Consider the following 18,776-nt stretch of genomic DNA (forward strand, 5'->3'; position numbering starts at 1 on the left):
ATGATTAGACGGATTTTATATATGCTTATTCTTTTCATGCTGGTTCCAGTACTTAATGTTGACGGGCAAAATGAAAATGGTGGCGGACAAGGGGTTGTTAAAACACTAGACGATCTTTATTTTTCTAAAAATAACCCTATTTTTCGTCATGTAAAAGTGAGCGGACGTGACGGGACTTATGTTGTTAAAGGGGAAGCACGAACAACAAAAGGATACTTTTATTACGTAGTCGAAGATGGTCATCGTGAGTTTATTTCAGAAACTCGTGTTGTTTCCAGAAAGGCATTTCCAAAGTGGTCAAGATTCGAAATAAAAGTGACCATTCCAGCAAACGTACTTCCTGACAATGGTACGGTCGCGATGTATTTATTTGAAAAAGAAAAAAAGAGTGGAGAACTGATTCATGTTTTTCCCGTTATATTACAGCAATTCTATTAACGAAAAAAGAGGCTAACGAAGTGGCAGTTGCCATTTGTTAGCCTCTCCTTCCCCATGATTATGTTAGGTTTTCAAGCTCGTTTTGTAATACGTGAAGCTGCGCTTGTTCAGCAACCGTGGAATTAGCATAGGCAGATTCTAAAGCATTTTTTGCTCTAGGTATTGCAGTTTGCTGATCATTTGGATCCGCTGACTTGGCTAAACTTACAAATTTCCTCGCTTCTTGAAATAGTCGGTTACCCATGTTTATATTCCTCCAAGTGAAGAATCATGTACATTTGCCATTTTTTGAGCTTCAGCTTCAGCGTAGGTGGTGTGATAAGGGATACGGTTTGCATGCTGGGAGACTGTTGTTGCCCCTTGTTGCACAAATCGTCGTGATTTATTCCGTTTACCCATTAGAATCCCTCCAACCGAGCTTGATTTGAAGCATTCATTATGCTTCTTTCATAGTATCTCCTCAAGAGGTAAGATTAAAAAGGAAAAAATAGGGAAGGTAATCGTCTATAAAGCCTTTAAATTCAATAATTCGTTTAAATAAATTGCTACCCCGTCTTCTTCATTCGATAGGGTTTCTTCATTGGCAATATTTTTTACAGCATCAATACCATTTCCCATAGCAATTCCACGTCCTGCAAATTCCAACATTTCTAAATCGTTATCCTCATCACCAAAAGCAATAACTCGATCTTGTGGAATATTATAATAATCGCAGGCCACTTTAAGCCCTGCCGCTTTATTCAAGCCAGATTTAATAATTTCAATAACATGCCATGGAGCGGCCCAGCTTCTGTGGTCAATCACCTCTGCGTGAACGGTAGACAGGTGGTGACGAATCTGCTTAAGTTGGTCTTCTTCAGTATGAATTAACAAACTAGTTGGGGAGTCAGTTAAAAATGTCCGCAAGTCTCCCGTGGTAATGTTTGGATTTCCCAGTTGGAAAATCTCCAGTATTTTTTCATCATGATAGTGAATATAGACTTCATCAATGACTTCAGCAATAATATTATGAAATGAAAAGGAATCAAGCGCATCAACGATCTCCTTTACCACCTTAATATCCATTGGTGAGTGGTAAATCCCCCAGCGATAATCATTAGGATGATGAATAAATGCCCCATTAAAGTTAACGATAGGGCTATCGAGTTCTAACTCCCTGTAAAACATTTCGCTTGATCGATATGGTCTTCCTGTTGCAATCATCACAATATGCCCCTGTTCACGAGCCTTGCGAATGACTTCTTTTGTATTAAGAGAAATTCTCTTATCATCGGTTAATAAAGTTCCATCGAGATCTAATGCAATTAGATGTTTGTTTGTCATACATTCTCCTTCTTTTTATCCAGGATGTATTTTCCGTATTATAAAGTGTAACCTAGTTCTTTTACATTGTTGTGATCTGAGTGTTAAGCTTGGGAAAAAATTGTTAACATGGTAAACTAATTTTATGTTTTATAAACGTGGATATGTTTTTGTTTATGTTATCAGTTTTACGACTGGTTTGTAAAAAAATACAATCCGCGTATAATAAATTTTTTGACTTGCCATTTTTGCAGTTTGTTATTATATGCGAGGAGTGAACATAATGGATGAAGCGTTAAAAGAAAATTTGATGGGTGCTTTAGAATTAGTAATTGATCCTGAGTTAGGTATAGACATCGTTAATTTAGGACTTGTTTATGATATAGAACTGGATGAAAGCGGAAAAGCGACGGTAACGATGACGCTTACGGCAATGGGGTGTCCACTTGCTGGGACGATTGTTGATCAAGTAAAGAGCTCACTAGCTGATATCCCAGAAGTTAAGGAAACTGAGGTTAATATTGTGTTTAATCCTCCTTGGTCAAAGGATCGGATGTCACGGTATGCAAAAATAGCTTTAGGTGTACGAGATTAGCATGAACAACAAAATTATATTAGTTAGTTCTGATCAACTTGGCAAAGGTGACGAAGAACTGGGTGAGGGAATACTTGAGACATTTTTTACACTACTGAAACAACGGGATGATGTTCCTGTAGCAGTGTTCTTTATGAATAGTGGTGTTTTTACACTTACGGACGAATCCTTGGTGTCGGTACATTTACAAGAACTTGAAGCAAGAGGGGTAGATATTCTTGCATGTAAAACGTGTGTCGATCACTATCAACTTGAAGAAAAGTTAGTGGCCGGTAAGATAAGCGGTATGGGACATTTTATTGAGCTGGCAGCTAAATATGAAGTTATAACGATTTCATAAAAGAAAACAACAGTAATAGTAGTAATGGAAGGGATCTCTAATTTTAGAGTCCCTTTTTTGCTTTTAAAATTAGGGGTAATTTGCAAAATGTTCATACTTTTTTCAATAAACTATATATTTACTTGTACCGATTCGGTATGGTAATAGGGTAAGGAATGATGAATGGAGTAAGGAGTGAAAATGAGTGAACATGCTGACCGTAAGTGATTTACGAAAGAACTTTGGAGACTTTGAAGCGGTAAAAGGGGTTTCTTTTACCGTCGAAAAAGGAGAATCTTTTAGTTTGCTTGGTCCAAATGGCGCCGGAAAATCAACGATTATCAATATGATCACAGGTTTGTTTTCTCCCACCTCAGGAATGATCAAGCTAAAAGATATTGATGTGATTAAAAATGCCAAGCAAGCTCAGAAATGGATTGGGATTGTTCCGCAGGATATTGCCCTCTACCAGACCATGTCGGCAAAGGAAAATTTGAAGTTTTGGGGACGAATGTACGGATTATCGGGAAAAGAATTGGATAAGAGGGTAGAGGAAGTCCTTGAGATTATTGGGCTCTCTGACCGCGCGAAGGATAAAGTGGAAACTTTTTCAGGCGGAATGAAGCGACGGGTTAATATTGGCGCAGCCATTTTACATCATCCCGAGTTACTGATTATGGATGAACCAACGGTTGGAATTGATCCACAGTCGAGGAATCATATTTTAGAAACAATTAAGAGTTTAAACAATAAAGGAATGACGATTATTTATACGAGTCATTATATGGAGGAAGTTGAATACCTTTGTAAACGCATTGGTATTATTGACCATGGCGAACTGATTGCATGTGGGACAATTCCAGAGCTAAGAGAAACAATTGGGGACCGTTCGCGAATTATTTTAACCTTAAATAAAGAAACAGCGAAATCGGATCAATTACTTCAACCATTAACTAACATTTTTTCTGAAAAAGATATAAGCATTCAGGGTAATCAATTAATGGTCTTTCATAAAGAACCTCAAATCATATTAAGCGATTTTATTCAGGCAGTGACAAAAATTGGTGCAAAGATTAATTCAGTTGATATTGTAGAGCCAAACCTTGAAAGTGTTTTTTTGCATTTAACCGGCCGAAGCCTTAGAGATTAGGAGGGATGATCATGGGTTTCTGGTGGCTTGCTGTTAAGGATTTGTTGCTAGTTGGACGTGATAAAAAGGCTTTTTTGACCCTCATCATGATGCCACTTCTGTTGATTTCGATTTTAGGGGCAGCCTTTGGGAATTTAATGAGTGATGAAGATGTTACCATCGAAAAGTTTACCCTTGGTGTTGTAAATTTAGACGAAGGTCAACTTGGAAAAGTATTAGCTGATGACGTTTTTGCCAAAGGTTTATCAAAGCAGGTTCGCATTAAATATTTAGAAAAAGACAAAATGATAGAACAAATAAAAAACCACAAAATTTCTGTTGGAATGGTGATCGATTCTAATTTCACGGACACATTGATGTCGGGACAACAATCGAAAGTCAACCTCATTACCATCCCAAATCCAGGGATAAAAGCAACAATCGTGGAAAGTGTGATCAATCAGTTCACCCAGACAGTAGCATTTCAAACCGAGGCAGGTAAATTAGCACAATCAGTTCAATCCCAAGCTGGTACTACACCTAACGGAAACCAAAATAAAAACCAGCCTAATGCCGAAGAACAAATAAATAAGTCTTTTATTCATGAACAATCCATCAGTGCCGATGTAAAACCAGTTGGTTCGTTTCAATATTATGCAGCAGCCATGGGGGTCATGTTTTTATTAATGACCGTGGTTCAAGGGGTTTCGGCGATGATTCTGGAGAAAGAACAAGAAGTATATAAACGGTTACTTGTTTCTAAGCTTAGCTATAGCAATTATCTAGCCGGTAAAATGGTCGGGTTAATTATCGTTTGTTTAGTCCAGGCCACGATCATTATCATTGGAACTAAGCTCATTTACGGAGTAGATTGGGGAGACTCTATTGCTGGGATTATGTTAATGACCTTTAGCTTCGTGATAAGTGCTTGCGGACTAGGAGTATTAGTTGGTTCCTTCATCAAGAAAGAAAAGGCCTTCAATGTTGCCGGAAGTCTAGGTACTCAAATAATGGCAGCACTAGGGGGAAGTATGGTCCCAATATATGTTTTCCCAGATTGGGTGGCAACGGTGACGAAGATTCTACCAAATGGTCTGGCATTACAAACTTATTTGGATCTGATGTCGGGGTCCTCGTTCTTGGAAGTTCTTCCTTCTATAGCTTTATCATTTGGTCTTGGTTTCATCTTTTTTGCTATTGGTTTGATACGCCTTTCAACCGAAAGGAGAGGTAGTTATGCGTAGTATTTTTGCGATTGCTTCGATCCATTTAAAAGAGTTCTTTAAGACCCCATCTTCCATTGTGCTTATGTTCGTTTTACCAATCGTATTTGGCATTATTTTTGGAGGAATGGCGACAAATTCAGAAACAACTAAACCCCTTGTCAACATTGTTACAAATAAAGGCGAGGTAAATTCTCAAGTGGTAAACCTGTTAGAAAAGAATGACAACTATCAATGGAAGAAGGTTTCGGAAAAACAGGCGAAGCAGAATGTCCTCAATCAGGATGCTGTTGCGGCAATTATCATTCCAGACGATATTGGAAAAAGATTAACTGAGAATAAACCTGTGTTGGATACCATCGTTCAAAGAAAATCGGAAGCTTACCTTGGATTGGTTCCGCATTTGGAAGGAACAGCACGGATGGTGAACAACTCTTATCAAGCTGTAAAAGGGATGGATGAGAAGGCTGTCCCAGTTTTACTTAAAGCTGTCGCGGGCAGTAAAGGTGTGAAAATCGACCAGGAAATCGTCCAAAAAAATGATGAATTGAAACAATCGGTAAATTTAATGTTTGTTGGCTTTGCGATTATGTTTATGATGTTTGGACTGTCAGGGGCTTCTTCAACCATATTAGACGAGCGAAAAGGGGGAACATGGTCGAGGCTTTTGACTACCCCAGCAAGTAAACTTCAAATCATCCTGGGATATTTAGTCTCATATTTTTTGATGGGTTGGGTTCAGTTTGCCACGCTGATGGTAGCGATGAGCCTTTTGTTTGACTCAACATGGGGAGATTTATCTTATATGATTCCGTTCGCTTCCCTCGTAATTTTATGTGTGGTTGGTTTTGGTTTAATGATTGCAGGGCTAGTCAAGACAAAACAACAGGCGGCTGCAATTGGCGCTGTGTTAATTGTTAGCACGTGTATGCTTGGAGGCTTATATTGGCCACTTGATATTGTGCCGGAGCTTATGCGGAAAATTTCATTAGGAGTTCCACAGAGCTGGGCGATGTCGGGCTTTAAAGAAATTATTAGTGGGAGTTTGCATACAGAAACGTTAATAAAGGATTCCTTAGCCCTATTAAGTTTTACCGCGTTCTTCTTTTTAATAGGATTGCGACTAGTTAAATACGAATAATCCGTCACATTTTAGCCATAAAATAAAGCGTCTCTTGGATTTCATCAATTTATGTGAGGTAGTTCACTTTTGTTAGTTTCAAAGTGACATATAATACATTTGCGAGTTGATTGAATTGGAAATTAGGAGGCGCTAAATTATGGGATTTAATCGTGATTTTAATCGTGATCCTTTTATTGTTATATGGGAATTAACTAGAGCGTGCCAATTAAAATGTTTACATTGTCGTGCAGAAGCACAATATAGACGAGATCCACGGGAGTTATCCTTTGAAGAGGGCAAAGCTTTGATTGACCAAATAAAAGAAATGAATAATCCAATGCTAGTATTTACGGGTGGAGATCCCTTGGAGAGAGAAGATGTTTTTGACATTGCAGACTATGCAGTTAAAAAAGGTGTTCGTGTTTCAATGACTCCAAGTGCTACCCCTAACGTCACAAAGGAAGCAATTGAAAAGGCCAAGGAAGTTGGTCTTGCTCGTTGGGCATTCAGCTTGGACGGACCGACTGCAGAAATCCATGACCATTTCCGAGGAACAGCAGGATCATATGATTTAACGATTGAACGAATTAAATATTTGCATGAATTAGAAATTCCAGTACAAATCAATACGGTTATTTCACGATATAATATTGATCATTTGGAAGAAATGGCGAAAGTCGTGGAAAGCCTTGAGTGCGTGCTATGGAGTGTATTTTTCCTTGTTCCAACTGGAAGAGGACAAACGAGCGATATGATTTCTCCTGTTCAACACGAAAAAGTATTCCAATGGTTATATCAATTAAGTAAACGAGTACCTTTTGATATAAAAACAACGGCAGCGCAACATTATCGCCGTGTTGTGATCCAGCAGAAAATGAAAGAAGCAAAAGAAAAACCACAAGAAATCGAATATTTAGATGCATTAACACAGCAAGGTTTAACTGGATCTATTGATGGTTTAGGTAGAGCACCAAAAGGAGTGAATGATGGGAACGGCTTTATGTTTATCTCTCATATTGGAGATGTTTACCCAAGTGGTTTATTACCAATTAAAGTTGGGAATGTTCGTGAGCAGCCATTAGCCGAAATCTATCGTGATTCTCCAGTCATGAAAGCTTTAAGGGACCCAGACCAATATAAAGGAAAATGTGGTCAGTGTGAATTCCGACACGTTTGTGGTGGCTCACGTTCACGGGCCTATGCGATGACTGGCGACTATTTAGAGAGTGAACCATTCTGTGTTTATATCCCGAAGGCAATGCGTAAAAAGGAAGAAGTATTAGAAAAATAAAAAGAGGCTGGGCTTAGCCCAACCTCTTTCAACTATATAAGATTAAATTGCGATTTATTGTATAGCGCAAGGTGCCTTGTGCTTTTCTTATTCTATACTACAGTAAACAGCCGAACAGTTTTCACAGCCGATTTCTTTCTTCAAATACTGAAGGTCTTGAACTAAGATTTTCCCTTTTTTTACAGAGATAATGTCATGTCGCTTCAAATCATTTAAGATTCTATTTGTACTTTCCCGGGATGTTCCGCAAAAATTAGCAAGCTCTTGATTTGTTAATGGTAAATCAATAAGGATTCCATCTTGTTTTTCTATTCCATAACTATTGGTCATTCTGATGAGGGTAGAATATAGTGCCCCTTTTTTACCGTTCAACACAAGGTCACGAAATTTAGTTTGGGTTTTACGAAAATGGTCACTCATCCATTTCATAAATTCAAATGCAAGGGCACTGTTTTGAAAAATTTCTTTTTCGAGTACAGCTTTCTTAATGGCTGCAACTTTTCCTTCTTCAAGAATCAGAGCACTGAGTAGATATTTAGGTGTGTCAGTAAACAAAGTTAATTCTCCACATAAATCATTTTCGCCACAGATTCTTAATGAAAGCTCACGTCCATCGGTGGTAATCTTGCTTATTTGAATTTTCCCTGAAATGACAACATATAGTTCCTCGGCCTGCATCCCTTCTTGGAACAGATAAGTTCCTTTTTTAGTTTGGATGGTACGGTCTGCAAAAAGTAGTAATTCTTTTATTTGAATGGAATGGGTAGCTTTAACAGAATTAGTCATCATTATCACCCTTATATAAAGAGATTCACCTAGAAAAAATCGATTATTTTCCCCTAATTCTAGCATCGAGATAGTGTAAATGAAAGATTTCCAAGTCGTAATTCGTGTTAATTCAGGTTTTTTTTACTGGAAATTCACAGATTCGACAATTATATTCAAAATATTAACAGCGTTAATTGTAATATGAAAACATTTGTCCCTAATGTAATGTAAGAAATATAATATATACGAAACGTTATTTTTGTGAGATAATTAACAGTCCAATAATCGTTAGCACTGTTACAATATTTTTAAGGACTTCTATGTATATGGAGTTGAAAAATATGACCAAACAACAAGTAAAAGATCAATTTGATAGGCCGCTACGTGATATTCGAATTTCCGTTATCGATCGCTGTAATTTCCGCTGCCAATATTGTATGCCCGCAGAGTTGTTCGGTCCGGATTTTGCCTTTTTACCTAGATCAGAGTTGCTGACATACGAGGAGATTAATCGTCTTGCTAGCATCTTTATCAAATTAGGTGTTGAAAAGATTCGCTTAACAGGAGGGGAACCTCTCCTTCGAAAAGATTTGCCTGTACTGGTTGAAATGCTATCCAATATCGGTGGACTTAAGGATATTGCTTTGACAACGAATGGTGTTTTATTACCCAAGTATGCAGTTTTGCTAAAGAAAGCTGGTCTTAAAAGGGTAAATATCAGTTTAGATAGTTTAAATGACGAACTATTTGGTTCGATTAATGGTAGAAATGTTGGTGTGGGTCCGGTTCTTAAGGGAATTGAGGCTGCTAAAAACGCTGGTCTTGGCGTAAAGATCAACATGGTTGTTAAAAAAGGATTAAACGATTCTGAAATCATTCCTATGGCTACATTCTGTAAGGAACAAGGCTTAGAGCTGCGCTTCATTGAATTTATGGATGTTGGTAGCACAAATGGTTGGAAGATGGATGACGTTGTTACCAAAAAACAAATTTTTGAGATATTAGATGAACATTTTGAGTTTGAACCGTTAGACGCGGCATATTATGGCGAAGTAGCGAAACGGTATCGCTATAAAGGCACGGACGTTTATGTAGGTTTTATTACTTCTGTTTCTGAGTCCTTCTGCTCAACTTGCACTCGTGCCAGATTATCTGCAAATGGACAAGTTTTCACTTGTTTATTTAATGGTAACGGTCATGATATTAAAGATTTCATGAGAGCCGGAGTAAGCGATGAGGACTTAGAAGCACGAATCAAGGATATTTGGAATCATCGTTCTGATCGTTATTCTGATGAACGTACAGAAGAAACGCGAAAATCACGAAAAAAAATCGAAATGTCATATATTGGCGGTTAATTGTTTTTACTTTAAGGTTGTGTTTAAACTCAATGTTGATTTTTTGCACAATGTTGATTGGAGTGGAAGGCACGAAGACTCCTGCGGGAGCAGCGGGACAGGTGAGACCCCACAGGCGCTTAAGCGCCGAGGAGGCTCACCGCCCGCCCCGCGGAAAGCGAGTGACGGGAACGGAAATCAACATTTTTGTTTAACAGAGCCTATTTTAAAAAAATATAGATCAAAAAAAAGGGCTGCGAATATGATTCGCAGCCCTTTTGATAGGTTGATTTACAGGTATCTAGGAAATAAAATATTATTTTCTAAATGAACATGCATGAAAGTTTCAGATTCTAGCGTTTCAAGGCGTTTGTAAACAAGAGTATAGGTTCCGCAAGCATCCATTGGAAGGATATAGTCTGAAGTGACTTCACGTAATTCTCTTAAGATATTGCCAGCATGATCATGCTCTTTTTCTAGTTCTACTATTTCGTTTATCATCGCTTGGCGCTCTTCACCTTCTGCTTCATCGAGCTTTAAAAGCATTGGGAAAACGGTCGCTTCCTCTTTTGCAGTATGTTCAAGTAGCTCCTTCTTAAACTCATAAAAGAGTTCATACACTTTAAGGAGTTCTGGGTGGGAGTCACCATGCACTTTAGCCACTTTTGTTACGTAAGGGCTTAACATGGTAAGTTCTTCTTGTAACGGGCGGTGGTACTGTTCAATTACATGATTTATTACGGTGCTAGAATCACTATTTGTCCATACCTCTAAGTCGGTTGGTTCGTTTTGGCTTTTTTCGTAAACTACTGCTAACTCCGCCATTAATGTTTCCATATCAATATTAAATTCAGCTGCTGCGTCTAAAATAGGACGATTTCCTCCACAACAGAAATCAATTCGATAACGTTTAAAAAGGTCAGCTGATTTTGGAATCTCGTTGACAACATCTCTTACTAATGAAGCTTCTGTGAAAGGCATACTCATTATTGGTTCCCCCTTATTTGTTCCATCGGTTTAATGTTTTTATTTCTATCATTAGCATAAAGGAAACGAAGAAGTGAGTTGGTGACATAAATCACACTCAAAGAGTGTTTTAAAAAACATGTGGCGATATGAAAAAAATTTGAAGGTTATCACGTTAAGATTTAGAGGTTTGTGATGTTTTTTATGTTGCAGTCAATTTGGATAAGATTATAATGAAAAGGCAGATTGAGTAATACAAGCTTTTTTTGATACATAATAGTGAACTCTCATACATAGGAGCTGAAATGAATGTTAGATAGACGAATCCCGATTCCAATTGCGGAAGCGGTTAAGCTAGTGATGAATTTTAATATTAAAGGTAAAACAGAATACGTTTCGATTTTTGAAAGTCATAATCGCTATTTATCGGAAGATTTAACAGCAACAACCGATGTTCCGCATTTTGATCGCGCACCATATGATGGTTTTGCCATTCGCTCTGAGGATTCAAAAGAAGCCTCCTTAACGAATCCGGTTGAATTTGAGGTCATCGATCATATTGGGGCAGGGAGTATATCCTCTATGCATGTAGGGCCATTCCAAGCTGTCAGAATAATGACTGGAGCACAGATGCCTGCTGACTGTGATGCGGTGGTAATGTTAGAGCTTGCAAAGGACATTGAGCGGGAAGAGAAAAAATTTATGTCTGTTAAGCGTTCATATAAAAAAGGTGATAATGTATCTTACCGGGGGGAAGATGCCAAGGAGGGTGAGGTCCTCGTTAAAAAAGGAACTCTCATCAATCCAGGGATACAAGCGATGCTTGCCACTTTTGGATATGCAAAAGTTCCAGTTGCCAAAAAGCCTGTCATTGGACTGTTTGCGACAGGTACAGAGTTACTTGAAGTGGATGAGCCCTTAGTTCCTGGTAAGATTCGTAATAGTAATTCTTTTATGATTTCAGCACAAATTGACCGATCAGGGGCTGAAGTGGCTTATTTTGGAAAACTCCCTGATGATTTTGATACATGTTTTAATGCCGTTTCGGAAGCTTTAAATAAAGTGGATATGCTAATGACAACCGGTGGAGTTTCCGTCGGCGATTTCGATTTTATGCCAGCCATTTATGAAAAATTAGGTGCCGAGGTTCTCTTCAACAAGGTAGCGATGAGACCTGGAAGTGTGACAACAGTGGCCCAATTTAATGGGAAGCTTCTATTTGGACTATCTGGTAACCCATCTGCTTGTTATGTCGGTTTTGAATTATTTGCTCGTCCGATCGTTCGCACGATGTTATGCTCAGAAAAACCACATCTTCGCAAAGAAATGGCCATTTTAGAGGCGGATTTTCCAAAAGCAAATCCATTTACGCGCTTTGTTAGAAGTGCCGTAACGATCAAAAATGGTCGTTTAACAGTCGTACCGAGCGGTTTAGATAAATCAAATATTGTGATGAGTCTAGCGGGAGCTAATTCATTAATGATCTTACCGGGGGGAACGAGGGGTTATGAGGCCGGCACAGAAGTGGAGGTCTTATTTCTTGAAGACACAATCGGAAGTAAATGGCCATGGTAATCCAGTCATTTTCCAAGTTGTAGGTTATTCAAACAGTGGAAAAACGACTTTTCTGACCAAGCTTATAGAGAAATTATCTTCTGAAAAATGGAAGGTTGTCACGATAAAACACCATGGGCATGGAGGTCAGCCTGATTTATTAACTGGGAAAGATTCCAGTCGGCATATTAACGCGGGTGCCGTAGCATCCATTGTTGAGGGAGAAGGGCGTGTGATTCTACATGCTGAGCAACCATTTTGGCCCCTTGAAGAACAAATTGGACTTCTTTCCTCATTCGGGCCCGACTTTATTTTAATTGAAGGTTATAAGCATGCTGATTTTCCCAAGGTGTTGTTGCTACGAGATCCAAAGGACCATGAACTTGTGGATAAAATCAACAATGTTGTGGTGGCCTATTATTGGGATTCAGCAATTATCCCAGATCTAAAAAGAAATATTCCATATTTCCATATTAATGATGAAAAAGGTCAAAAGTGGTTGCTGGAGTATTTAACAATTTCCTTATCAAAAACAAAAAATCAATCAAAGTGAATTATTACAAAATGAAGGCGATGTAGGATTTTGCCTTCATTTTTTTATTTTGGTGTGACGAGGTTCACTTATTGAAAATGGGTATTTTCATATAGTTAAGTCAGGAAAGATGAAGGAGTGGGTAACATGCAGTTATTTTTACCAAAGCAGCATGGTGCATGGGCAATGTTGATTATTCCATTTTGGCTTGGTGTAGCGGCAACCGGTTTTTTATGGCAACATATTCCTTTCTTTTTTGGTTGGTTGTTTTTATATCTGGCCACGTATCCATTGCTCTTGTTATTTAAAAAGAAAAGGATTCCCTTTTATACAAAATGGGCTGTTATTTATATAGTTCCTGCCATTCTTTTATTACTTATTGTCTTGTATTCAAGACCAGCCATGATTTATTTTGGTCTGCTAATGATTCCGTTTTTTATGGTTAATGCCTATTTTTCGAGCAAAAATCAGGATCGGGCCTTTTTAAATGATGTAAGTGCCATCCTTGTTTTTTCAATAGCTGGGTTAGCAAGTAGTTATTTTTACGCTGGAAGTATTAGTAAAGATACGATTCTTGTATTTGCGGCATCGGTGTTATTTTTCACCGGGTGCACCTTTTATGTAAAAACGATGATCCGAGAAAAGAAAAATCAAGCCTTCAAATGGATTTCCTGGATCTTTCATATTGTCGTGCCATTGCTATGGGTACTACTTGGTGAATGGGTAGTGGCAATCGCCTTTATCCCTAGCTTATTTCGAGCCCTCTATATGTATGGAAAACCATACTCTGCAAAGCAAGTCGGGATATATGAAATCGTGAATGCCGCCATTTTCTTTATGGTAATTGTTGTCGCCATTCTTCTCTAAGTGAATAAATAATCTAATGTATACAACAAAGGAGGATGAACGCTTGGTTCATCCTCCTTTGTTATAATTACGAAATGTTACAAATTTCGATTGGGCAATTTTCGCAATCAATTTCTCCTTTTAAATAGTTCAAATCGAAAATCGTAATCAGCCCTTTTTCAACAGAAATAATTCGATTTTTCCTAAGTTCACTTAACAAGCGATTGACTACCTCACGGGATGTAGCACAAAAGTTAGCTAATTCTTGATTAGTTAAAGGAATATTAATGGTAATACCGTCCGAGTTTTTGTTACCGTAGGTGTTGGCAAGGCGGATTAAGGTTGAGTACATGGCCCCTTTTTTACCATGTAAAATTAAATCACGAAATTTTGTTTGTGTTTTTTGATGTTGAAGGCTCATCCATTTAATAAATTCAAGGGCAAGATTGTGGTTTTTTGAAAGATTTTCCTCTAATTGATCCTTAGATATGACCGCAACCTCTCCTTGTTCGATTACTTTTCCATTCAACAAATACCGTTGAGTTGAATTAAATAAAGCGAGCTCTCCGACTAAATCACCTTTTGAACACATGCGTAAAGTAAGCTCACGACCGTCAGGAATAACCTTACTAACTTGAACCAAACCACTTTGAACAATGTAAAGCTCATTTGTGAAGGAGTCCTCTTGAAAAAGTAGCGACCCTTTTTCCATTCTTTGTATATGATGTATAGATTGAAACAATTCTGTTAGACCTGCGGACATATCTAAAATTGTTTGCATGTAATGACCACCTTTTAAATGCGAATTAAATCGCGATTCAACTACTTGTTGTATGGCAGGAATTCTTTTATACCCAAATAGTAATGAACGTAGCTGCAACAGGAGACTTTTACAGATTACAATTCATAAAAAAATTTTGTGCTATTTTAACATAATTATATTGTAAACGGTAATAAATAATCAATCTATCTGATATACGTTCACACAATATTAAAAAGTTATTGATTTTATCTTGTTAAGTTTTTATAATAGTAGAATCAATAACTTATAATTATAAAAAGATATGATTATTTATGCATGATTTTAGGAGGAGTAAAATGAATGTATCTATTATAGGGGCAACAGGATATGGCGGTGGTGAACTGTTTCGTCTATTGTATCAACATCCTGTATTCAATATACATTCAGTTCATACGACACGAGACGAAATTCCATTAGTTGAGGAATTTCCCAACCTTAATGGACTAACAGATATAACACTGAAAAATATTGACCCTGAAGACATTGCCAAGCATTCAGACATTGTGTTTCTTGCAACTCCATCTGGAGTTTCTAGCAAACTTGTTTCAGCCTTTGTGGAAACAGGGATTCAAATTATTGATTTATCTGGAGATTTGAGGTTAACTGATGGTGATGAATACCGAAAATGGTATAAACACGAGCCTGTAAATGATGACTTACTTTCTAAAGCAGTGTACGGTTTAACTGAATGGAATAGGTCAAAAATAAAGGAAACTAGATTATTATCAAATCCAGGTTGTTTTCCAACAGCAACTTTACTTGGTCTTGCACCTGCTGTACAGGAAAATATCATTGATCCAAACATAATTATCATTGATGCAAAATCTGGTGCTTCAGGAGCGGGTAGATCGGCTTCGAAGAATCTTTTATTCTCAGAAATTAATGAAAATCTAAAAATTTATAAAGTGAATCAACACCAGCATATCCCTGAAATAGAGCAGCAATTAAAGGAATGGAATCATTCTGTAGCACCTATTAGTTTTAGTACTCACTTGTTACCGATTACAAGGGGGATTATGTCAACGATTTACGTAAAACTAACTAAAGCGATAAGTACTGAAAATGTTATTGAAATATATCAAGAGATATATAAGGATAGTCCATTTGTAAGAGTAAGGCCAAAAGGGAATTTCCCGGCGATAAATGATGTGAGCGGTTCAAATTATTGTGATATTGGTTTAGATGTAGATGAACGAACTGGTAGATTAACAATTGTATCAGTGATAGATAATTTGATTAAAGGTGCAGCGGGCCAGGCGATTCAAAACGCAAATTTAATGAACGGATTAGATGAGAGAATGGGATTAGAGTTTATCCCCTTGTTCCCTTAAGGAGGAGTAACACAAATGCAAATTTTATCTGAAATAGATAAAATCAAAAAAGTTGAAGACGGAAATATTCTTACACCACTTGGATTCAAAACAGCAGCGGTAGCCGCTGGAATTCGTTATACCAAGTTAGATTTAGGTGTCATCTATAGTGAAAAAATGGCTAGTTGTGCAGCTGTATATACAACCAATCAATTTCAAGCAGCGCCTATTAAGGTGACTCAGGAAAGCATCGCAAGCGAAGGGATTCTGCAAGCAGTTGTCGTAAATAGTGGCTGTGCAAATGCTTGTACAGGTAAACAAGGCTATGCGGATGCCATAAAGATGAGAGCCTTGGCCGCTGAGAAATTAGGGGTAAAAGAACAGCATGTTGCTGTAGCCTCTACTGGTGTCATTGGTGAATATTTAGATATGGAGAAAGTAGCAAAAGGGATGGCACTTGTCACGCCTGGAAAAACGATTCAGGATGCTGAGGCTTTTCAAACGGCGATTTTAACAACAGATTTGGTCATGAAAACATGCGGTTACGCAGCTGTTATTGATGGAAAGACGGTCCATGTTGGCGGAACTGCAAAGGGATCAGGCATGATTCACCCAAATATGGCAACTATGTTAGCATTTGTAACGACAGATGCGGCTATTTCTTCAGAGTATTTATCACTTGCCTTAAAATCAGTAACAGATCAAACCTTTAATCAAATAACTGTTGATGGGGATACATCAACCAACGATACAGTTCTTGTCATGGCCAACGGAATGGCAGAAAATTATCCGTTAACTCCTGAACATCCAGAGTGGGGGACATTTGTGCAGCTGTTAGCAATGGGCTGTGAAAGCTTAGCTAAACAAATCGCTAAGGATGGAGAAGGGGCAACTAAATTGGTTGAAGTTGTCGTGAACGGGGCTATAAGCAACGATGAAGCACGTTGGGTAGCCAAACAAATAATTGGCTCTAATTTGGTAAAAACAGCTATTTTTGGTGCGGATGCCAATTGGGGAAGAATTATCTGTGCAATCGGTCAGACTCATGCAAGTCTTAACCCGGACACAGTTGATATAGCACTTGGATCGATTAAAATGTTAGAAAATAGTGAACCTTGTAAATTTTCCGAGGCAGAGGCTCAGGAATATTTAAGTGGGGATTTTATTCAAATATTTGTTGACCTCCATTATGGAGATGGAAATGGGAAAGCATGGGGTTGTGATTTATCCTATGATTACGTCAAAATTAATGCCAGTTATCGATCGTAATGCTAGGGAGAGAGTAGAATGAAGATTGTCGTTGTGAAATGCGGTGGAAGTGTATTAGATGAATTGTCTGCATCCTTTTTTGAAAGTCTAGCTGAGCTACAAAAACAGGGGTACAAACTTGTTTTTGTTCATGGTGGTGGACCTGATATAAACGACATGTTGGCCTTATATCACGTTAAACCCGAGTTTTGTAATGGACTGAGGAAAACTGGATTAGATACAATGAGAATTGTTGAAATGACTCTCTCAGGTCAAACAAATAGAAAGCTAGTCTCATTGCTGGAGATGAATCAGTTCAACGCGATAGGAATTAATGGAAGTGATGCAAAACTACTTATGGCAACTTTCATTAATCAAGAAGAACTTGGATTCGTTGGTGAGATTATCAATGTGAATGTTGATCTTTTAAAAATTTTAATAAATGAAGATTTCATCCCTGTGATTACTCCAGTTGGGATATCAGCTCAGGGTGAAAAATTAAATATCAATGCTGATTACGCAGCAGCGGCAGTGGCTAAAGCTCTAGATGCTGAGCAATGTCTATTTGTAACGAATGTAGATGGAGTATTGATTGAAGGATCGCTCGTTCCGAAACTAACTGAGAATGAAATAAACGCATATATAAAGAGTGAAGAAATTAGCGGTGGAATGATTCCAAAGGTTCAGTCTGCTCTTGCAGCTGTCGAAAAAGGGGTCGAAAGCGTGATGATTGTATCCGGGAAAAACCAATTTTACTTTAATGGTGAATGGCGTGGTACAAGTATTTCGAAAAAGGAGCCGATGATAAAATGAGCAATTTATTTCAAACATACGGCCGTTGGGAAATAGAGCCTGCATCTGCTGCAGGTTGCTGGATGACCGATATTAATGGCAAGGAATATTTGGATTTTACCTCTGGAATTGGTGTGTGCAATTTAGGGCATAGACCGAAAAATGTTCAAGATGCTGTTTTACAACAATTGGACCATTTTTGGCATGTCTCGAATCTCTTTGCAAATTCTAACCAAGAAAAAGCGGCTACTGCTTTAGCACAGGGTGCAGGAATGGATCTCGTTTTCTTCTCAAACAGTGGGGCGGAAGCAAATGAAGGAGCCATTAAACTTGCAAGAAAAGCAACAGGTAGAACAAAAATCATTACCTTCTTAAATTCTTTCCATGGGCGCACTTTTGCTACGATGTCAGCAACTGGTCAAGAAAAAATTAAGCATGGTTATGGGCCAATGCTCGAAACATTTGTTTATGTTCCATATAATGATATAGAAGCTGTAAAAAGCGTTATGGGTGATGATGTCGCAGCAATCATGCTAGAAGTAGTTCAAGGAGAAGGCGGCATACATGTAGGTGATCAACAGTTCTTTAAGGATGTCGAGAACCTTTGCAAGCAATACGGTGCATTGTTAGTGATTGATGAAATTCAAACTGGACTTGGTCGAACTGGCAAACCGTTTGCTTTTCAACATTTTGGACTTCAACCTGATATCGTAACTTCAGCTAAAGGTTTAGGAAGTGGCTTCCCAATTGGCGCTGTAATTGGTAAGAAAGACCTCGGGACACATTTTGGACCAGGTAGTCATGGTTCTACCTTTGGCGGGAACCCAGTTTCCATTGCCGCTGCAATCGCCACAATGGACACGATTTTTCAAGAGGAATTCTTAATAGAAGTTAATGAAAAAGGTCAGTACTTACAAAATCAATTAAAAGAGAAGCTTGGTAAATTACCAATCGTAAATGACATTCGCGGACTTGGACTCATAATCGGGATTGAGTGCAACTTTAGTGTAGCGCCGTTACTCGCAGAACTTCGAAATAACGGACTGATTGTATTACAAGCAGGTGAAAAAGTAATTCGTTTATTACCACCATTAACGGCTACAGTAGCTGAAATGGACGAAGCTGTTAAGTGTTTAGCTACTTTTATGAAAAAAGTGGCTGAAAGTACTGTTAAAGCATAAAATTAGTAAAATAAAAATTT

The 18,776-nt window shown here is 38.1% G+C and carries 21 protein-coding genes; 15 read left to right on the plus strand and 6 right to left on the minus strand.

What is annotated here, in order from left to right; genetic code table 11:
• Window positions 1-438 carry a Gmad2 immunoglobulin-like domain-containing protein gene (locus B1NLA3E_RS05030; RefSeq protein WP_015592759.1) on the plus strand — a complete coding sequence of 146 codons (438 nt, stop codon included), beginning with the start codon at window positions 1-3 and terminating at the stop codon, window positions 436-438.
• A gap of 58 nt (window positions 439-496) precedes the next feature.
• Here B1NLA3E_RS05030 and B1NLA3E_RS05035 read toward each other — a convergent pair whose 3' ends face one another.
• The 3 genes from B1NLA3E_RS05035 to B1NLA3E_RS05040 all read right to left on the minus strand — a co-directional run bounded on the left by B1NLA3E_RS05035 (window position 497) and on the right by B1NLA3E_RS05040 (window position 1,761).
• Complete coding sequence (locus B1NLA3E_RS05035; protein WP_015592760.1) at window positions 497-682, minus strand: DUF3813 domain-containing protein; 186 nt, start codon at window positions 680-682, stop codon at window positions 497-499.
• A 2-nt stretch (window positions 683-684) separates the two neighbouring features.
• Window positions 685-837, minus strand: coding sequence for a hypothetical protein (locus B1NLA3E_RS25170; protein ID WP_187292153.1), 153 nt, complete (start codon window positions 835-837; stop codon window positions 685-687).
• A gap of 105 nt (window positions 838-942) precedes the next feature.
• A complete protein-coding gene (locus B1NLA3E_RS05040) occupies window positions 943-1,761 on the minus strand; it encodes a Cof-type HAD-IIB family hydrolase (RefSeq protein ID WP_015592761.1) in 819 nt (272 codons plus the stop codon).
• Between the two features lie 262 nt (window positions 1,762-2,023).
• Here B1NLA3E_RS05040 and B1NLA3E_RS05045 point away from each other — a divergent pair, with 262 nt between their 5' ends.
• From B1NLA3E_RS05045 to B1NLA3E_RS05070, 6 genes are all read left to right on the plus strand, one after another.
• On the plus strand, window positions 2,024-2,335 hold the full coding sequence (locus tag B1NLA3E_RS05045) for a metal-sulfur cluster assembly factor (protein WP_015592762.1): 312 nt from the start codon (window positions 2,024-2,026) through the stop codon (window positions 2,333-2,335).
• A 1-nt stretch (window position 2,336) separates the two neighbouring features.
• On the plus strand, window positions 2,337-2,675 hold the full coding sequence (locus B1NLA3E_RS05050) for a DsrE family protein (protein ID WP_015592763.1): 339 nt from the start codon (window positions 2,337-2,339) through the stop codon (window positions 2,673-2,675).
• Between the two features lie 190 nt (window positions 2,676-2,865).
• A complete protein-coding gene (locus B1NLA3E_RS05055; protein ID WP_041580924.1) occupies window positions 2,866-3,804 on the plus strand; it encodes an ABC transporter ATP-binding protein in 939 nt (312 codons plus the stop codon).
• An 11-nt stretch (window positions 3,805-3,815) separates the two neighbouring features.
• Window positions 3,816-5,027 (plus strand): ABC transporter permease, encoded by a 1,212-nt coding sequence (locus B1NLA3E_RS05060; RefSeq protein WP_015592765.1) that lies wholly within the window; start codon window positions 3,816-3,818, stop codon window positions 5,025-5,027.
• Complete coding sequence (locus B1NLA3E_RS05065; RefSeq protein ID WP_015592766.1) at window positions 5,020-6,147, plus strand: ABC transporter permease; 1,128 nt, start codon at window positions 5,020-5,022, stop codon at window positions 6,145-6,147. Before B1NLA3E_RS05060 ends, B1NLA3E_RS05065 begins: the two co-directional genes overlap by 8 nt.
• Before the next feature lie 139 nt (window positions 6,148-6,286).
• Window positions 6,287-7,420 (plus strand): TIGR04053 family radical SAM/SPASM domain-containing protein, encoded by a 1,134-nt coding sequence (locus tag B1NLA3E_RS05070; RefSeq protein WP_015592767.1) that lies wholly within the window; start codon window positions 6,287-6,289, stop codon window positions 7,418-7,420.
• Between the two features lie 87 nt (window positions 7,421-7,507).
• Here the strand turns inward: B1NLA3E_RS05070 and B1NLA3E_RS05075 are convergent, their stop codons facing one another.
• Window positions 7,508-8,206 carry a Crp/Fnr family transcriptional regulator gene (locus tag B1NLA3E_RS05075; RefSeq protein ID WP_015592768.1) on the minus strand — a complete coding sequence of 233 codons (699 nt, stop codon included), beginning with the start codon at window positions 8,204-8,206 and terminating at the stop codon, window positions 7,508-7,510.
• Window positions 8,207-8,529: 323 nt separating this feature from the next.
• Here B1NLA3E_RS05075 and moaA point away from each other — a divergent pair, with 323 nt between their 5' ends.
• Window positions 8,530-9,546 (plus strand): GTP 3',8-cyclase MoaA, encoded by a 1,017-nt coding sequence (moaA, locus tag B1NLA3E_RS05080; protein WP_015592769.1) that lies wholly within the window; start codon window positions 8,530-8,532, stop codon window positions 9,544-9,546.
• A 270-nt stretch (window positions 9,547-9,816) separates the two neighbouring features.
• On the opposite strand, the gene ric is transcribed toward moaA, so the two are convergent.
• On the minus strand, window positions 9,817-10,512 hold the full coding sequence (gene ric / locus B1NLA3E_RS05085) for an iron-sulfur cluster repair di-iron protein (RefSeq protein ID WP_015592770.1): 696 nt from the start codon (window positions 10,510-10,512) through the stop codon (window positions 9,817-9,819).
• A gap of 288 nt (window positions 10,513-10,800) precedes the next feature.
• Between ric and B1NLA3E_RS05090 the strand changes: the two genes are divergently transcribed.
• From B1NLA3E_RS05090 to B1NLA3E_RS05100, 3 genes are all read left to right on the plus strand, one after another.
• Complete coding sequence (locus tag B1NLA3E_RS05090) at window positions 10,801-12,066, plus strand: molybdopterin molybdotransferase MoeA (protein ID WP_015592771.1); 1,266 nt, start codon at window positions 10,801-10,803, stop codon at window positions 12,064-12,066.
• Entirely contained in the window at window positions 12,032-12,598 is a 567-nt protein-coding gene (gene mobB, locus B1NLA3E_RS05095) for a molybdopterin-guanine dinucleotide biosynthesis protein B (protein WP_015592772.1), read from the plus strand. Before B1NLA3E_RS05090 ends, mobB begins: the two co-directional genes overlap by 35 nt.
• Before the next feature lie 126 nt (window positions 12,599-12,724).
• Window positions 12,725-13,444 carry a YwiC-like family protein gene (locus B1NLA3E_RS05100; RefSeq protein ID WP_015592773.1) on the plus strand — a complete coding sequence of 240 codons (720 nt, stop codon included), beginning with the start codon at window positions 12,725-12,727 and terminating at the stop codon, window positions 13,442-13,444.
• Between the two features lie 67 nt (window positions 13,445-13,511).
• On the opposite strand, the gene B1NLA3E_RS05105 is transcribed toward B1NLA3E_RS05100, so the two are convergent.
• Window positions 13,512-14,204: a Crp/Fnr family transcriptional regulator gene (locus tag B1NLA3E_RS05105; RefSeq protein ID WP_015592774.1), complete on the minus strand. Its 693-nt coding sequence runs from the start codon at window positions 14,202-14,204 to the stop codon at window positions 13,512-13,514.
• 317 nt (window positions 14,205-14,521) lie between these two features.
• On the opposite strand from B1NLA3E_RS05105, the gene argC reads away from it, so the two are divergent.
• From argC to B1NLA3E_RS05125, 4 genes are read left to right on the plus strand one after another with little or no spacing between them, the layout of a single operon-like run.
• A complete protein-coding gene (gene argC, locus B1NLA3E_RS05110; protein ID WP_015592775.1) occupies window positions 14,522-15,556 on the plus strand; it encodes an N-acetyl-gamma-glutamyl-phosphate reductase in 1,035 nt (344 codons plus the stop codon).
• Between the two features lie 15 nt (window positions 15,557-15,571).
• Entirely contained in the window at window positions 15,572-16,804 is a 1,233-nt protein-coding gene (gene argJ, locus B1NLA3E_RS05115; RefSeq protein ID WP_015592776.1) for a bifunctional ornithine acetyltransferase/N-acetylglutamate synthase, read from the plus strand.
• Window positions 16,805-16,822: 18 nt separating this feature from the next.
• Window positions 16,823-17,596, plus strand: coding sequence for an acetylglutamate kinase (gene argB / locus B1NLA3E_RS05120; RefSeq protein WP_015592777.1), 774 nt, complete (start codon window positions 16,823-16,825; stop codon window positions 17,594-17,596).
• Complete coding sequence (locus tag B1NLA3E_RS05125) at window positions 17,593-18,756, plus strand: acetylornithine transaminase (protein WP_015592778.1); 1,164 nt, start codon at window positions 17,593-17,595, stop codon at window positions 18,754-18,756. Before argB ends, B1NLA3E_RS05125 begins: the two co-directional genes overlap by 4 nt.
• The last annotated feature ends 20 nt before the right edge of the window (window positions 18,757-18,776 follow it).

Origin of the sequence: Bacillus sp. 1NLA3E (genome assembly GCF_000242895.2) — a bacterium.
In the GTDB taxonomy this organism is placed as follows: domain Bacteria; phylum Bacillota; class Bacilli; order Bacillales; family Cytobacillaceae; genus Bacillus_BU.

What these genes read in the sequence shown, in the direction of transcription:
- B1NLA3E_RS05100 (WP_015592773.1), top strand. Translation starts at nt 12,725, where the DNA reads ATGCAGTTATTTTTACCAAAGCAGCATGGTGCATGGGCAATGTTGATT.
- argJ (WP_015592776.1), top strand. Translation starts at nt 15,572, where the DNA reads ATGCAAATTTTATCTGAAATAGATAAAATCAAAAAAGTTGAAGACGGA.
- B1NLA3E_RS05045 (WP_015592762.1), top strand. Translation starts at nt 2,024, where the DNA reads ATGGATGAAGCGTTAAAAGAAAATTTGATGGGTGCTTTAGAATTAGTA.
- B1NLA3E_RS05125 (WP_015592778.1), top strand. Translation starts at nt 17,593, where the DNA reads ATGAGCAATTTATTTCAAACATACGGCCGTTGGGAAATAGAGCCTGCA.
- B1NLA3E_RS25170 (WP_187292153.1), bottom strand. Translation starts at nt 837, where the DNA reads ATGGGTAAACGGAATAAATCACGACGATTTGTGCAACAAGGGGCAACA.
- B1NLA3E_RS05055 (WP_041580924.1), top strand. Translation starts at nt 2,866, where the DNA reads ATGCTGACCGTAAGTGATTTACGAAAGAACTTTGGAGACTTTGAAGCG.
- B1NLA3E_RS05075 (WP_015592768.1), bottom strand. Translation starts at nt 8,206, where the DNA reads ATGACTAATTCTGTTAAAGCTACCCATTCCATTCAAATAAAAGAATTA.
- B1NLA3E_RS05050 (WP_015592763.1), top strand. Translation starts at nt 2,337, where the DNA reads ATGAACAACAAAATTATATTAGTTAGTTCTGATCAACTTGGCAAAGGT.
- B1NLA3E_RS05060 (WP_015592765.1), top strand. Translation starts at nt 3,816, where the DNA reads ATGGGTTTCTGGTGGCTTGCTGTTAAGGATTTGTTGCTAGTTGGACGT.
- B1NLA3E_RS05040 (WP_015592761.1), bottom strand. Translation starts at nt 1,761, where the DNA reads ATGACAAACAAACATCTAATTGCATTAGATCTCGATGGAACTTTATTA.
- B1NLA3E_RS05105 (WP_015592774.1), bottom strand. Translation starts at nt 14,204, where the DNA reads ATGCAAACAATTTTAGATATGTCCGCAGGTCTAACAGAATTGTTTCAA.
- B1NLA3E_RS05090 (WP_015592771.1), top strand. Translation starts at nt 10,801, where the DNA reads ATGTTAGATAGACGAATCCCGATTCCAATTGCGGAAGCGGTTAAGCTA.
- ric (WP_015592770.1), bottom strand. Translation starts at nt 10,512, where the DNA reads ATGAGTATGCCTTTCACAGAAGCTTCATTAGTAAGAGATGTTGTCAAC.
- argC (WP_015592775.1), top strand. Translation starts at nt 14,522, where the DNA reads ATGAATGTATCTATTATAGGGGCAACAGGATATGGCGGTGGTGAACTG.
- B1NLA3E_RS05035 (WP_015592760.1), bottom strand. Translation starts at nt 682, where the DNA reads ATGGGTAACCGACTATTTCAAGAAGCGAGGAAATTTGTAAGTTTAGCC.
- argB (WP_015592777.1), top strand. Translation starts at nt 16,823, where the DNA reads ATGAAGATTGTCGTTGTGAAATGCGGTGGAAGTGTATTAGATGAATTG.
- B1NLA3E_RS05070 (WP_015592767.1), top strand. Translation starts at nt 6,287, where the DNA reads ATGGGATTTAATCGTGATTTTAATCGTGATCCTTTTATTGTTATATGG.
- B1NLA3E_RS05065 (WP_015592766.1), top strand. Translation starts at nt 5,020, where the DNA reads ATGCGTAGTATTTTTGCGATTGCTTCGATCCATTTAAAAGAGTTCTTT.
- B1NLA3E_RS05030 (WP_015592759.1), top strand. Translation starts at nt 1, where the DNA reads ATGATTAGACGGATTTTATATATGCTTATTCTTTTCATGCTGGTTCCA.
- moaA (WP_015592769.1), top strand. Translation starts at nt 8,530, where the DNA reads ATGACCAAACAACAAGTAAAAGATCAATTTGATAGGCCGCTACGTGAT.